The sequence below is a fragment of the Streptomyces sp. NPDC104367 genome (assembly GCF_055583825.1).
On record NZ_JBVJND010000017.1, the window covers coordinates 104,145 to 118,466 of the forward strand.

Annotated in this window: 10 protein-coding genes and 1 pseudogene; 6 read left to right on the forward strand and 5 right to left on the reverse strand. The window is 71.9% G+C overall.

Going from position 1 to position 14,322, the window contains the following annotated elements; translation table 11 throughout:
- Positions 1-197: 197 nt before the first annotated feature.
- A complete protein-coding gene (locus ACZ619_RS25325) occupies positions 198-989 on the forward strand; it encodes a S1 family peptidase (protein ID WP_469603074.1) in 792 nt (263 codons plus the stop codon).
- Positions 990-1,068: 79 nt separating this feature from the next.
- Here ACZ619_RS25325 and ACZ619_RS25330 read toward each other — a convergent pair whose 3' ends face one another.
- Complete coding sequence (locus ACZ619_RS25330; protein WP_469603076.1) at positions 1,069-2,187, reverse strand: winged helix DNA-binding domain-containing protein; 1,119 nt, start codon at positions 2,185-2,187, stop codon at positions 1,069-1,071.
- 201 nt (positions 2,188-2,388) lie between these two features.
- Between ACZ619_RS25330 and ACZ619_RS25335 the strand changes: the two genes are divergently transcribed.
- Positions 2,389-3,579 carry a magnesium and cobalt transport protein CorA gene (locus ACZ619_RS25335; RefSeq protein ID WP_469603078.1) on the forward strand — a complete coding sequence of 397 codons (1,191 nt, stop codon included), beginning with the start codon at positions 2,389-2,391 and terminating at the stop codon, positions 3,577-3,579.
- 101 nt (positions 3,580-3,680) lie between these two features.
- On the opposite strand, the gene ACZ619_RS25340 is transcribed toward ACZ619_RS25335, so the two are convergent.
- Complete coding sequence (locus tag ACZ619_RS25340) at positions 3,681-3,980, reverse strand: gp53-like domain-containing protein (protein ID WP_469603080.1); 300 nt, start codon at positions 3,978-3,980, stop codon at positions 3,681-3,683.
- 994 nt (positions 3,981-4,974) lie between these two features.
- Positions 4,975-5,502, reverse strand: coding sequence for a peptidylprolyl isomerase (locus ACZ619_RS25345; protein WP_469603082.1), 528 nt, complete (start codon positions 5,500-5,502; stop codon positions 4,975-4,977).
- Between the two features lie 498 nt (positions 5,503-6,000).
- Here ACZ619_RS25345 and ACZ619_RS25350 point away from each other — a divergent pair, with 498 nt between their 5' ends.
- A complete protein-coding gene (locus tag ACZ619_RS25350; protein WP_469603085.1) occupies positions 6,001-8,148 on the forward strand; it encodes a SpoIIE family protein phosphatase in 2,148 nt (715 codons plus the stop codon).
- A gap of 149 nt (positions 8,149-8,297) precedes the next feature.
- Here the strand turns inward: ACZ619_RS25350 and ACZ619_RS25355 are convergent.
- Positions 8,298-8,402, reverse strand: a pseudogene (locus tag ACZ619_RS25355) (iron-containing redox enzyme family protein); the annotation flags it as partial.
- A 177-nt stretch (positions 8,403-8,579) separates the two neighbouring features.
- Here ACZ619_RS25355 and ACZ619_RS25360 point away from each other — a divergent pair.
- A complete protein-coding gene (locus tag ACZ619_RS25360; RefSeq protein ID WP_469603088.1) occupies positions 8,580-10,400 on the forward strand; it encodes a winged helix-turn-helix transcriptional regulator in 1,821 nt (606 codons plus the stop codon).
- 425 nt (positions 10,401-10,825) lie between these two features.
- Positions 10,826-12,451, forward strand: a complete 1,626-nt coding sequence (locus tag ACZ619_RS25365; RefSeq protein WP_469603090.1) for an amidase — start codon at positions 10,826-10,828, stop codon at positions 12,449-12,451.
- A 141-nt stretch (positions 12,452-12,592) separates the two neighbouring features.
- Here ACZ619_RS25365 and ACZ619_RS25370 read toward each other — a convergent pair whose 3' ends face one another.
- Positions 12,593-12,895, reverse strand: coding sequence for a response regulator transcription factor (locus ACZ619_RS25370; RefSeq protein ID WP_469603093.1), 303 nt, complete (start codon positions 12,893-12,895; stop codon positions 12,593-12,595).
- Between the two features lie 156 nt (positions 12,896-13,051).
- Here ACZ619_RS25370 and ACZ619_RS25375 point away from each other — a divergent pair, with 156 nt between their 5' ends.
- Positions 13,052-14,083 (forward strand): WD40 repeat domain-containing protein, encoded by a 1,032-nt coding sequence (locus tag ACZ619_RS25375; RefSeq protein WP_469603096.1) that lies wholly within the window; start codon positions 13,052-13,054, stop codon positions 14,081-14,083.
- The last annotated feature ends 239 nt before the right edge of the window (positions 14,084-14,322 follow it).

Below are 14,322 nucleotides of genomic sequence, written 5' to 3' on the forward strand. Positions count from 1 at the left end.
CTCCCGGTTAACTGAGCCGGACCGAGGGTTTTCCCTCCCCCATCCCCCTAGGGGGTTCCCTCATTGGGAGGGTGGGGTTCCGGGTCCTAGCTTATGAATGTGCCGCTCGCCCGGGCATACGGGGGTCGGTCCCGCGACCCCCGTGCACCCCCCACACCCGCGCGACCCCCCACCGGCAACCCCCACTGAGGAGACTCATGTTCGGGCACAACCGCGCAAGAAAGGCGGCCGCCGTCCTCGTGGCGACCGCAGCCGCCGCAGCGACCGCGCTGATCGCGTCCCCCACCGCGTCAGCCGCTCCCCAGCCGATCGTCGGCGGCACCACGACCACCACGACCGCGTACCCGTTCATGATGCAGATCACGGACGCGTCGGGCAGCCAGTTCTGCGGCGGCACCCTGGTGTCCGCCACGAAGGTGGTGACCGCCGCGCACTGTATGGAGGGCGAGTCCACCAGCAGCGTCCGCGTGGTCGGTGGCCGCACCTACCTGAACGGCACCAACGGCACGGTCAGCCGGGTCAGCAAGATCTGGATCAACCCGGACTACACGGACGCCACCAACGGCGACGACGTGGCCGTCCTGACCCTGTCGACGTCGATGTCGTACACCCCGGCGTCGTACGTCAGCTCCTCCGACACCTCGGTGTACGCGGCCGGCACCACGGCCCGCATCCTCGGCTGGGGCACCACCTCGGAGAACGGCAGCTCCTCCAACCAGCTGCGGACCGCGACCGTCCCGATCGTGTCCGACTCCAGCTGCAAGAGCTCCTACGGTTCGGACTTCGTCCAGACCGACATGGTTTGCGCCGGATACACCTCCGGCGGCACAGACACCTGCCAGGGCGACAGCGGCGGTCCCCTGCTCATCGGGGGCGTCCTGGCAGGGATCACTTCATGGGGCGAGGGGTGCGCGGAGGCGGGTTACCCGGGTGTCTACACCCGGCTGACCACCTTCTCGGACCTGGTGACCGCGCAGGTCAACTCGTGACCCGGAAGGTCTCCTGAGCACGACTCAGGTGAGTAACCAGGGGGCGTTGCGGGCTTCCACGAGCAGCCCGCAGCGCCCCCTATCCATGTGCGGCGCCCCCCGTGGCCACGGCCCCGAAGCGGATGTCGTACGGCGTCCCGGGGTGCAGGACGGCCAGCATGCGCTCGCCCTCCGCGGTGACGGCGGCCCGCTCGGCGCGGGTCGGGCGCCGGAAGACCTCGACGACCAGGGCGTCGTCCGTCAGCTTCCACAGGCCCGCGAGGAAACCGTCGACGAGCAGGGTGCGGTGGGCCTGGTTGCCCTGCCAGGCGCGGCCCCGGTACTCGGGCGGGACGACGCGGGTGCGGTCGGCGTGGGAGAGCAGCAGGTTGTCGAACTCGGGCAGGAAGCGGGGCGGGGCCGGGGTGCCGGGGTCGGGGCGGGGCGCGTCGGGCAGGTCGAACAGCTCGGTCCCGTGGTCGTCCCGGAAGGTGAGGAGCCGGGGCCGCAGCCGTTCGAAGGCCTCGCGCAGGCGGGTCAGTCCGGCCCAGGTCTGCATGTCCTTGACGGAGGCGGGGCCGAAGGCGGCGAGGTAGCGCAGGACCGTGGCGTCGGGGGACGGCGCGGGTTCGGCGGGGCGGCCGAGCCAGTGCTCGGCGGTGGTGAGGGCGACCTGCCCGGACCGGCCCCACAGGCCGCGCGGGGTGACCTGGACGAGGGGCAGTGTGCAGCGGGCGGCGACGGCGAGGGACCCCGGGTCGGCGCCGGGCCACTCGGCGTGCAGGGTGCGGCGCAGCTCGGCCATGGTCCGCGGCTCGGCCTCGACGAGGTCCCGGGCGAGCGCGGCGAGGCGGGTGAGGTCGACCCCGGCCAGCCCCTTGCGGAAGGCGGTCAGCTCGCGTTCCCGGGCGGGCTGGACGAGCGGGCGCAGGGTGAGCGCGTCGTCGGCGGTGTGGGTGTGGATGGTCGACCGCAGGGTGACGATGCGGACCACCTCCCGGTCCGCCGTCTTCCGGGACAGCGCCTCGGGGACGAAGCCGTCGAGGCGGGCGGCGAGGGCATAGTACGGCGGCCTGACGTTCTGCGCCTGGAGTCCGACGAGGTGCGCCACGGCCGCCGACGCCGACCGGGGCGAGCGGCGCAGGAGGAGCTGGCGGTCGAGGGTGGCGCGGTTCAGGGCGCGGGTGCCGAGGACCGGGCCGGACGGCTGCTTCGTCATACCGGGCACGCTAGCCCCGAAAGAGGACAGATCCTGTCCTCTTCCCTCCTTTTCCGGCCCCCTCCGCCGGACGCGTATGCCCCGTATATCCTGCGACGGGACCCGCCGGTCCCACCCGATCACCACGATCACGCAAGGCCCACGGACGACGTGGGTGATGCGGACGGCAGCGAGAACCGGCTTGAGGGAGAGGCGGCCGCGATGACCGAGCGACGCCCGAGCCCGGCCCCGAGGAACCCCGGGAACGGCAGGAACGGCCGCAGCACCCGCAGGTCCGTCTGGCGCCGCGCGCTGCCGGCGGAGCCGGACACGGCCGAGCTTCCGGTGCCCGGTTCCGGGGCGGCCGGGGTCACCGGGGCGGCCGGGCAGCCCGTCGGGCCGACGAGCGTCGTGGAGGCCGCGCTGTACCGCGACGGCGTACGCGCCTCGACGCCGGCGACGCTCGCCGAGACGTACCGCGAACTGCGCGACCAGACCTCGGGCATGGCGTGGATCGGCCTGGCCCGCCCGACCTCGGGCGAACTCCTCTCCCTGGCCGCCGAGTTCGGCCTGCATCCGCTCGCGGTCGAGGACGCGATGGAGGCCCACCAGCGCCCGAAGCTGGAACGGTACGGCGACACGCTCTTCGTCGTCCTGCGCGCCGCCCGCTATCTGGACGCGCCGGAGGAGGTCGACTTCGCCGAACTCCACGTCTTCGTGGGCCCCGACTTCGTGATCACGGTCCGGCACGGCACGGCCCCCGACCTGTCCTCGGTCCGGACCCGTATGGAGGACTCCCCCGAACTGCTCCGGCTCGGCCCCGAGGCGGTCCTCTACGCCATACTCGACGCGGTGGTGGACGGCTACGCGCCGGTCGTCTCGGGCGTCCAGAACGACATCGACGAGATCGAGACGGAGGTCTTCCGCGGCGACCCGGAGGTCTCCCGCCGTATCTACGAACTCTCCCGCGAGACGGTCGAGTTCCAGCGCGCCGCCCGTCCCCTCGTCGGCATGCTGCACGGCCTGATGGCGGGCTTCACCAAGTACGGGACCGCCGAGGAACTCCAGCGCTACCTGCGCGACGTCGCCGACCACGTCACCCACATCAGCGAGCGCGTCGACGGCTTCCGCCAGGCCCTCACCGAGATCCTCACGGTCAACGCGACCCTGGTCACCCAGCAACAGAACGCGGAAATGCGGGCGTTGGCAGAAGCGGGCTTCGAACAGAACGAGGAGATCAAGAAGATCTCCTCCTGGGCGGCCATCCTCTTCGCCCCGACCCTGGTCGGCACGATCTACGGCATGAACTTCCGGGAGATGCCGGAGTTGCGGAGCCCACCCGGGCACCCACGTCGCCACCGGGCCCGCGCCCGCCGCAGCCCCTCCCCGCGCCACACCGCCCTTCACCCATGAAGATCAGCGGGTCCGGTGTGCCCGGAGGGCGGCCCCGGGGTGCCGTGTGGCACCGCGGGGCCGCGCCAGGTCCCCCTGAGGGGGCCGGACGGGACGGGGTGTCAGACGGTTGCGGCCAGCCAGCCGACGGTTTCGGTGGTGTGCTTGCCGTCGCTCTTGGTGGCGCCGGCGTACACCTCGTTGAAGCGGATCAGGAAGCCCGTGTTGGTGACGTCGTGGATGCGGATGCCCGGCGTCTCCGGGCCGTTGAAGGTCTGGGTCAGGGGCAGGACCACGACGTTGGCCCCTTGCGGGAACGGGGTGGGGAAGGTGACGCGGGTGAACGTCGAGGTGTTGCCTCCGGTCGTCTCGATCGCGTTGTCGGACTTCAGATCGATCTTCCCGGTCTGGATGAAGCTCATGGTCGACTTGCCTCCTGTCGGCTGGCTCAGCACGGCCGCCCTCGACGGCCGACAGGACACTCGTCATAGACCGCGCTATATATGCCAAAGCACCACATACGAGTGATCAAGTTTCGGACAGACCATCTCGAAACGTCGCGGAAGGTTGGCCGAGGGGACTCGCACTCCGCCAGAGGCGGCACGAGTTGTACTCAAAGCCGTTGCGCGGCGGCACCATGCGCTCGGGTCCGTCTCCAGCCCAACCGCCCGGGACCCTGACCGACTGGAACAGGGTTCACATGCCCGTGCCATTGCAGCCGGTATCCCGTGGGTGGATATGGCCGAATTGCACCAGCCGGAGAGACCCTCGCGATGACCGCTGCCGCGCCCCGCCGCCACCCTCGGAGCCCGATCCGTCCGTGCTGGTCCGCTCTGGATAGCGGCCAGGCAGGCAGGTTGCCCATCGGGCGCCGGTCCCGGTGTTCGGTGACGCGGTGGGCGGCCAGGAGACCGGAGACGGGGACGAGGGCAGCGGCGGTGGAATCCGCGAAGGGCGCCCCGGCCGCGTCCACGACCACCCGCTCATGCATGGCGGCCGCACCTTGGAGCACCGCCGCCAGGAGGGGGACGGGGCTGAACTCGAAGGCGCCGTGGACGGCCGCCGCCGTCCCCGGAAACAGGCGCCCGGTCCACGCCCGCGGTCCGTTCACGGGCAGGCGCCGGCCCTCCCGCGGGGAGGTCGGAAGGGGGGCGGGCCCCGCCGTCGCAGGGGCAGGACGGCAGGGCCCGACAAGGGGCCCTCACCCGGGGGATTGGATCGGTGCCCGTTCGATCACCATGCACTACAAACCGGCCACACGGATAGATCCTGACCGAAAGTATTCGATCTGTCTGGACACAGCACCAAAGCCTCCAGGGTGCCCGGATCGGGCGAACTTCCCTTTGGGGTCTGCGATGGTCGGCGCCCTTGCCGCCCGCACGGACCGGGCGCCGTCGTCCGCGTGTCCGGGCGGTGTCAGCGGGTCTCGATGACGACCTTCTCGATCACGACGTCTTCCAGGGGGCGGTCGTTGCGGGGGTTCGTCGCGACGGTGTTGATGGCGTCGACGGTCTTCTGACCGGCCGGGTCGGTGACCTCGCCGAAGATGGTGTGCTTGCCGGTGAGCCACGTGGTGGCACCGGTGGTGATGAAGAACTGGGAACCGTTGGTGCCCGGTCCGGCGTTGGCCATGGCCAGGAGGTAGGGCTTGGTGAAGGCCAGGTCCGGGTGGAACTCGTCGGCGAACTTGTAGCCGGGCCCGCCGGTGCCGTTCCCCAGGGGGTCACCGCCCTGGATCATGAAGCCCTCGATGACCCGGTGGAAGACCGTCCCGTCGTACAGCGGTGCATTGCTCGGCTGGCCGGTGTTCGGGTCGACCCACTGCCGCTCCCCCGTGGCGAGCTCCACGAAGTTCTTGACGGTCTTGGGGGCGTGGTTCGGCAGGAGCCGGATCTCGATGTCGCCCTTGTTGGTCTTCAGGGTCGCGTACAGCTCTTCGGCCATGTCGTTCCTTCGGTGCGCGGCTGGGCAGGTCGCGGCCAGTCTGGCGGCCGGGCCCACGCGCCCCGACGCATTGACACGGCCCCTCACCCCCACGGGTGGACCCGAAGCACAACCCGTGACGCCTGGCGGTCGATGACGTCCGCGCCCCTTGTCCCACCGGCCAACCGCCCCTGAGTCCGACGAAACCCTTCGGGTCCTGCACGCGGAGAACGGCAGCGACGAGGTACGTCGGTGTATGGACGACATCGGCCCCCCCTGTGTGTCGCGACGGGCACCCGCGCCATCGGCGCTGCCCTGATCGCCGCCCGCCACCGGTTGCCCGGCGGCCCGCGCCGCACCGTCGCGGCCCCCGCAGTGCTGGGGGAACAGGCCGCGAGGCCTGTCACCGTAGGTGCGTCCGCCACGCGGTGGCTCCCTCGCTCGTCACGGTATGTAATGGGATCGGCGCGTAGACAGGTGCCCTCGCTCGTGACGGGTGCGTATTTCCTGGGAGGCGGCGTGAGCCGACGCGCGGCGCAGCACGGCGGCGCCATCGAGTCGCTGGACACGGCCCTCCTGCGAGTGGTCGGGGAGAGCGCGGCCTCCAAGGGACTCCTCTATGTCCTGCCGCACGGTGGGGACGCGCTGTGGCTGGTCGCTCTCACCGGCGCGCCCAGGGAGATGGCGGTGCCGTGGACCAGGGTCGGCCTGTCCGAACGGGTGGCGGTCGCGGAAGCGGTACGCGGCAACAGGCTCGTGTGGGTCGGTGACATGCAGGAGATGGCGCGCCGCTACCCGCGGACGGCCCTCGTCCTGCCGTACGACTTCGCCCTGGCCGCCGCGCCCCTCGTCGCGCGGGACAGGCCCGTCGGCGGTCTGGTGCTGCTGTGGCCGGGTGCCCACCCGCCGCGGCTCGGCACCGGTGAACGCATCGCTGTCGAGACCGGCTGCCGACGGCTCGGCGAACTGCTCTCGGGGGCGTGCGAGGAGCGCGATCTTCCGCCGTCCCGGCCCCGTATCCTGCCGCAGCCGTCCCGTGCGGGGACGGCGCCCGCGGACGCGGGTGAACTGGCCGCGTTCATCGGCCGGCTTCCCGGCGGGGCCTGCGCGCTGGACGGCTCCGGCCGGTTCACGTTCGTCACGCCCGAGGCGGCGCGGCTCCTCGGAGCCGACCCTGCCGACCTGATCGGGACCCCGCCCTGGGAAGCGCTGCCCTGGATGGACGTGCCCGAGGTGGAGGACCACTACCGCCGCGCCGTGATGAGCGAACGGCCCACGTCGTTCACCGCGCTGCGGCCGCCCGGAACCCTGCTCGTCTTCGAGCTCTACCCGGACCCGTCCGGGATCAGCGTCCGGACCACCCGGGCGGACCTCGCCGACGGTCCGCGGCCCGGGCCGTCCCCCGTGGCGGCCGGCCCGGGTGAGTCCGTCGCGGGGCCCGGCCGGGCCGGTCTCCTCTACCACCTGATGCACCTGGCCGGCACGCTCACCGAGGCCGTGGGCGTCCAGGACGTGGTGGACCAGGCCGCCGACCAGCTGATGCCCGCGCTCGGCGCCACCGCGATGGCTCTGATGACCGTCCGCGACGGCCGGCTGAAGATCCTCGGCCACCGTGGCTACGACGCCGGCCTGATGGACCGCTTCGACAGCCTCCCCCTCACCGACGACACACCCGCCGTACACGTGCTCGAAACGGGCGGCGCGCAGTTCTTCAGCAGCTTCGAGGAACTCCGGGAGGTGTACCCGAACGCCGTCCACCTCGACGACAAGACGTCCTGGGCCTTCCTCCCGCTCGTCGCCTCCGGCCGCCCCATCGGTTCCCTGGTCCTCGCCTACGACCGGCCCCAGCACTTCCCGCCCGCCGAGCGAGCCGCGCTCACCGCGCTCGTGGGGCTGGTGGGCCAGGCCCTGGAACGCGGTCGCCTCTACGACACCCAGTACACCGTGGCCCACCGGCTCCAGAGCGCCCTGCTGCCCCGGCGCCTGCCGCCCGTTCCGGGGCTGAACGCGGCGGCCCGCTACCGCCCCGCCGGGCACGGGCTGGAGGTGGGCGGCGACTTCTACGACCTGATCCGGCTGGGCGACCACCGTGCCGCCGTCGTGATCGGCGACGTCCAGGGGCACGACATCGACGCGGCGGCGCTGATGGGCCAGGTCCGGACGGCCGTGCTCGGTCACGCGACCACCGGCGCCGCTCCCGGCGAGGTGCTGGGCACGACCAACCGGCTGCTCGGCGGCCTCGACTCCGACCGCTTCGCCAGCTGCCTGTACGCGCACCTGGACCTCGCCCGCCAGGCGATGTGCATCGCCAGCGCCGGCCACCCGCCCGCCCTGCTCCGATACCCGGACGGCCGTACGGACGTGCTGCGCGCGCCCGCGGGACTGCTGCTGGGAGTCGAGCGGCAGGCCGACTACCAGGCCGTCGAACACCCTCTCCCGGCCGGTTCCGTCCTCGTCCTGTACACGGACGGGCTCATCGAACGCCCCGGTCTCGACCCTGACACCGCGGTCGCGGGACTCGCCCGTCTCGTCGCCCGGACGGATCCCGCGGACCTCGACCGCGTGGCCGACCGGCTGCTCGACCACGCGACCGACCCGGCCGACGACGTCGCCCTGCTCCTCATCCGCATGGACCCGACACCGCCGAACGGCGACGCTGCCGACTGAACGCCCGCGTCCGGCGGTGCGGCGCGGTTCGTACGGAGCGCGGGCCGGTCGTGCCGCCAGGCTGTCAGCAGCCGGTCGGCCAGCCGTTCCTCCAGGTGACAGGGGGCGCGGATCCCGAAGACCACGTCGGCGTCCAGCCGCGGTTCGTCTGCGAGCGGTCCGGCGACGACCTCGTGCCGTACGACCTGTTCGTGCGCCGCGTCCGCCTCGACCTGCTCGGTGCAGAAGCGGACCGCTGCCGGGCCCGCGTCCATCCGGCACTGGGCCGGTTCGCCGAGACGCCGCCCCCTGGGAACGCCGGTCGGGTGGTCACCGCATACTGTGTGTCGTCGGGGGCCGTACGTCGTGCACTCGGTGGACCGGTCCGCGCGGGGCGCGGGTTCGGGTACGGCATCGACCTGACGCCATGGAAAGAGTCGAGAGGCGCGAGCATGGGTGACGAGCCGGTCCGTCGCCGAGGGCGGGGACGGCCCGAGGACGTCGTGCGGCGCCGGTCCGGTGAGGGAACGCCGCCGGATCACCCGGCACAGGACGATCCGCCCGCGTCCGCGGCGGTTCTCGACGCGGCGCTGAGGGTCCTGCTGCGGTCCGGCACCAGGGAACTCACACTCGCCGCCGTCGCCCACGAGGCCCATGTGGACCTGACCGCGGTCTCGTCCCTCTTCGGCACCCCGCACGCGCTGCTGGAGGCACTCGTGGACCGCCTCTGTTCCGAGCCCATCGCCGGCCTCGCGGACCAGGCGCGGCAGCTCCCGGACGCCGGAGACCGCTACCGCGCCTATCTGAGCCGCGTACGGCGCACATACGGCAATCGCGACGCCACACAGGTGTACTTCGACATCGCCGCGCTCGCCCTGCGGGACCCGGCGTTGGGCAGCCGCCTGGCCCGGCTCAACGCGTCGACCGTCAAGGCACTCGGCGACGCCATCGGTATCGGTATCGGGGACCGCGATGACACGCACGCGTTGTCGGAACTCGTCTACGCGGCCGTCGACGGCATCGAACTCCACCGGGCGATCGGCGGTGCCGCGTACCCGGCGGAAGACGTCCTTGATCTGCTCGAACGCGTGACGGCACCGCTGCTCCGCGAGTCTTCGGAAGCGGTCCGAACGGGCGGGCACGCGGCGGACACCACCGCCGCGCCGCCCCTGCGGGAGGACTCGGTCCAGGAGCCACCGGCCGGGAGTCGACCGGCCACATCCGCCAAGCCTGCCGGACCTGCCGGACCTGCCGGACCTGCCGGACCTGCCGCGGCGAACGCTCCGGAGCGCGTACTCGACGCTCTCGACAGGCGTGTCGTCGCGGCCCTGCAGGTCGACGGAAGGGCGACCTGGCGGCAGATCGCACAGGTCCTGGGCGAGCCGGAGCGCACGGTCGCCCGGCGCGGGCTCCGGCTGCTCGCGGACGGAGTCGTCACCGTCTCGGCCCTCGCCGCTCTCGGGGAGACGGCCATCGTCCGCCTGAGCTGCGCACCGGACGCCGTGGCCGAGGCCACCCTCGCGCTGGCCCGGCGGCCCGACGCGATCTTCGCCTACGTCGTCACCGGCAGCGCCGACTGCGTGGCGGAGCTGCAGTGTCCCCCCGACCAGCTGGCCGGGCTGATGCTGGACGAACTGCCGGCGCTGCCCGGCGTTCCCGGCCGCCGGATCTCACCGGTCCTGCGCTACCACCGCACCGTTCACGACTGGCATCCCGGCATCCTCAGCGCCGACGAGGTCACCGCGCTGCGAAGGTTCCCGGCCTCGCACGACCACTCCGTGGCCGTACCGGAGGTCGAACTTGACCCGAGCGAGCGGGCCATCGTCGCGGCCCTGGCCGAGGACGGCCGCCGCTCGCACGACGAACTCGCCACTCTCGCCGGGGTGTCCGAGGCCACCGCGCGCAGACGTGTCGAAGCCCTGCTCGACGACGGTGTCATCAGCATCCGGGCCTCCGTGGAACCGGCGCTCCTGGGTCTGCCGGTGGAAGCCCTGCTGTGGCTGCGCACCGGACCCGACGCGGGCACGCGGGTCGGTGAGCTGGTGGCCGAGAACCCCCTCGTCCGGTACGTGGCGGTCCTCGCGGGCGAGTTCCAACTGCTCGTCCACGTCACCCAGCCCTCCAGAGCGGCTCTGCTCGACTACCTCGACACCGCCCCGTGGGCGAAGCATGTCACCGCGGTGGAATGCCAGATGGTGGTGCGCGCGATGAAGCGCAGCGGCACCCCCACCCCGGCACTGCGCGCCGCTCTCACGACCAGCCCCGGGAACTGAGCACCGTCCACGAACGACAGCGACTCGGCGGCGGTGACTGAATCCGTCACCCGCAGAGCCGCGTTCCCGTGTTGCCGCCGTACTGCCGCGTTCCCGTGTTGCCGTACTGCCGTCCGTGCAGCGCAGTTCGCCCCGTGGCGCGGTGTCCGGATCACGGACACACGGATCCCCGGCGCAGGACCGGAGCGTGATCGGCCCCGCCGCTCGCGGCATCGAACTACGGGATCGGCCTCGGAATCAAGGGTGTTGTCATAGCGAAGAGGGTTCGGCCCTCACCACCCACCACTCCCCCCACGACGTCCTTTTCCTTCATCTTCAATAACACACTGGCCGATCAAAGCAACTTTAGCCAACGCCTTGACCAGAATCTTCAGCTGCCTTCAAGATGCCTCGTGTTCCGCCACGTTCATCCAGCAGGAGACGCCATGCACGCATCCCCGTCCGACGAACCCGACAGATCCGCCGCCCCCGGCTCCCGTACCGGACGCCGTGGTTTCCTCACGGCCTCCGCGTCCCTGACGGCCGCGGCCGCCCTCGGCCAGACCGCCGCCGGCCAGGCCCATGCGGCCGGCGGCCGCAACGCACCGGCGAGCGGCGCACCTTCCGGGAAGGCATCCCGCGTGAACGACATCGTCGCCCTCAACGCCCTCGCCCTGTCCCGGGCCATCCGGCAACGCGCCGTCTCCTGCGCCGAAGTGATGGACGCCTACCTGCGCCATATCGACACCGTGAACCCCAAGGTGAACGCGATCGTCGGGATGCAGGACCAGGACCTGTCCATGGCCCAGGCCCGCGAGCGCGACAACCAGTTGCGGCGCGGCCGATACCTGGGATGGATGCACGGCTTCCCGCACGCCGTGAAGGATCTCGCGGCCGCCAAGGGGCTGCCCTACACCCTGGGCACACCGTCGCTGAAGAACTACGTGGCGACCTCGGACGACCTGTTCGTGTCCCGGATGCGGGCGGCCGGAGCCGTCTTCATCGGGAAGACCAACACACCCGAGTTCGGGCTCGGTTCACAGACCTACAACTCGGTCTGGGGCACCACCGGGAGCGCCTACGACCCCGCCAGGACGGCCGGCGGCAGCAGCGGTGGAGCCGCCGCGGCGGTCGCGCTGAAGATGGTTCCGGTCGCCGACGGCAGCGACTACATGGGATCCCTGCGCAACCCGGCGGCGTTCAACAACGTCTTCGGCCTGCGCCCGAGTTCGGGCCGCGTGCCGGACACCGGCTTCGTCGCCTCGCCCGCCGTCATCGGCCCCATGGCCCGTACGACCACCGATCTGGCCCGGCTGCTGTCGGTCATCGCCGGCCCCGACGCGTCCTCGCCGCTGGCCCTCGACGAGAACCCGGACGTGTTCACCCGAAGCCTCGACCGCGGCTTCCGGGGCACCCGGATCGCCTGGGTCGGCGACTGGGGAGGCTATCTCGCCACCGAGCCTGGACTGCTGGACCTGTGCCGGAAGTCCTTCGACGTGTTCGCGTCCCTGGGGTGCGCCGTGGAGGAGGCGCTGCCGGCGTACGGGCCGGACAAGATCTGGAACACGTTCCTCACCTTGCGCTGGTGGGGCAACGCGGCCGCCGGCGAACCCTTCTACCGGGACCCGGCCCAGCGGGCGCTGATCAAGCCCGAGGCGGTCTGGGAGATCGAGAACGGGCGGACGCTGAGCGGACCCGACGTCTCCGCCGCGCTCTCCGCCCGCACCGCGCTGTACGCGGCGGTGCAGAAGCTGTTCGAGACCTACGACTACGTCCTCGCGCCCTCGGCCCAGGTCTTCCCCTTCGACAAGACCGTGCACTGGCCCGCCGAGATCAACGGCCGGAAGATGGACACCTACCACCGGTGGATGGAGACCGTGGCCTGCTGGTCCCTGACCGGGCTCCCCGTCCTGGGCATGCCCGTCGGGTTCGACAGCCGGGGGCTGCCGATGGGCGTCCAGCTCATCGGCAGGCGCCACGCGGACCTGGCGGTGCTCCAGCTCGGGCACGCCTACGAACAGGCGACGCGCTGGGTGAGCCGCACACCTCCCCCGCTGCTCTCCGCCTCCTGAGGCGCCACCGGCCGGGGTGGGCAACCTGGGTCGGCGAAGGTCTCGTCGAGTGAGGCAGAAGAACGGCATGGACACCGCCGTACTCGAACGCATGCTGGACGCGCCCTTCGTCGTGGAGCAGGGAGCGGGGTTCGTGTGATGTCAGCCGCCGAACGAGTGCGCGGGAGCTCCTTCGGTCATCAGGGCCGCCAGTGCGGCCCGTGACGAGACGCCGGCCTTGCGGTAGATCCGGGAGACGTGGGTTTCGACCGTACGGCGACTCAGGCAGAGGCGTTCGGCGATCGCCGGGCTGGTGAACCCCTGCGCGACCAGGCCCGCGATCTCCCGTTCGCGGACGGTGAGTCCGGCGAGCCGCCGTCCGGCGCTGTCGGCGGATCCGGCCACCGCCTCGACGACGGCGAGTTCCGCCTTCCGCCCGACCAGCGGTGTCCGCGCCCTCGCCATGGTCCGCCCCCTCCAGGACAGTCGGCTCCCCAAAGTACGTAACTCTCCTACGTAACACCACGATCGCCACGGTCCGGGGGACGTACGACGATCGACTCGCGTGCCGGGCACGGTGATCGCCGTGCCGGGAGGATTCCGGAGCCCCTGGGGGAACAGATGCTCATCGGCGGTGGCGCGGCGGGGATCGCCATGGTGTTGGTCATCGCCCTCGGGCTACGGCGCAAGGCGCGCCGGATGGGGGTCAGGTTCCGGCCGTCCTTCGAGGCGGCCTGCGCGGTCACCGTCGGCGACCGGAGCCTCGTGGCCTACTCCGGCCATCGCGGAACCATCCGGCTGGCCGACCCGGTGGCCCGCGAGGACGTGGCGCATCTCGTGGACTCGCGCACCTGGATCCGCGCGCTGTGCGAGGTCCGCGTGGACGGCACGTCCCTGCTGGCGGCCGGCGGCCGGGACGGCACCGTCCGGCTCTGGAACCCGGCGGACGGCACGGAGGCCGCCGCCCTCACCGGCCACCGGGGCTGGGTCTACGCCCTGTGCACGGTGCGGGTCCGCGACCGCGAGCTGCTGGCGTCGGCGGGCCGGGACCGCGTCGTTCGCCTCTGGGACCCCCGTGACGGCCGGCTCGTGGGTTCCATAGACACGGGGGCGGGTCAGGGGTACGTCTTCGCCCTGTGCGAGGTGCACCGGGGCGGCCGGAGTCTGCTCGCCGCCGGGCACGGCAACGGGACGGTCGACCTGTGGGATCCGGAGTCGGGGCGGCGGGAGTTGTCCCTGACCGGTCACCGGGGGTTCGTGTGGACGATGTGCGAGGTCTCCGACGGCGACCGCGCCCTTGTGGCCACGGCCGGCCGGGACGGTGCCGTGCGGCTGTGGGACCTGGACAAGCCCGATGGACCTGAGACGTTCGTGCCGGGCGGCGGCCCCGTGTACGCGCTGTGCCGGGCGACCGCGGGAGACCGTTCGCTCCTCGTCGCGGGCGGGGACGGCCCCGGCACCACCGTCTGGGACCCGTTCGCCGGTGAGCACGTCTGCGAACTCGGCATGGACCTGGCCGGTCTGCTCAGCGGCCACGGCTGGGTCCGCGCCGTCTGCCAGGTCCATCCGCCCGCCGGGCGCCCCCTGCTCGTCACGGCCGGCTACGACGACGGGCCCCGCGTCTGGGACGTCGCCCAGGAGATGGCGTCCTGAACAGCCCGCCCCGCGCCATGTCCCACACATTCCATATGTGACAAAATGTGATGAGTGGCTTTTTTGTGCCGCAGACCGGCGAGAGGAGTGCTTCATGATCGCCAAGCTGCTCCGCAAGCTGTCCTTCACCCGCCACTACGGTGCGTACGGCGTCCACGAGTGGGACGCGTACGCCGGCGGCGAGCAGGACTGAACCCACAAGCCGGCGGGCGCCCTGGGGCGGGCGCCCGTTCCCGGCC

Coding starts and splice junctions, on each gene's coding strand:
- ACZ619_RS25335 (WP_469603078.1), top strand. CDS start 2,389: ATGACCGAGCGACGCCCGAGCCCGGCCCCGAGGAACCCCGGGAACGGC.
- ACZ619_RS25370 (WP_469603093.1), bottom strand. CDS start 12,895: ATGGCGAGGGCGCGGACACCGCTGGTCGGGCGGAAGGCGGAACTCGCC.
- ACZ619_RS25340 (WP_469603080.1), bottom strand. CDS start 3,980: ATGAGCTTCATCCAGACCGGGAAGATCGATCTGAAGTCCGACAACGCG.
- ACZ619_RS25325 (WP_469603074.1), top strand. CDS start 198: ATGTTCGGGCACAACCGCGCAAGAAAGGCGGCCGCCGTCCTCGTGGCG.
- ACZ619_RS25330 (WP_469603076.1), bottom strand. CDS start 2,187: ATGACGAAGCAGCCGTCCGGCCCGGTCCTCGGCACCCGCGCCCTGAAC.
- ACZ619_RS25375 (WP_469603096.1), top strand. CDS start 13,052: ATGCTCATCGGCGGTGGCGCGGCGGGGATCGCCATGGTGTTGGTCATC.
- ACZ619_RS25365 (WP_469603090.1), top strand. CDS start 10,826: ATGCACGCATCCCCGTCCGACGAACCCGACAGATCCGCCGCCCCCGGC.
- ACZ619_RS25360 (WP_469603088.1), top strand. CDS start 8,580: ATGGGTGACGAGCCGGTCCGTCGCCGAGGGCGGGGACGGCCCGAGGAC.
- ACZ619_RS25345 (WP_469603082.1), bottom strand. CDS start 5,502: ATGGCCGAAGAGCTGTACGCGACCCTGAAGACCAACAAGGGCGACATC.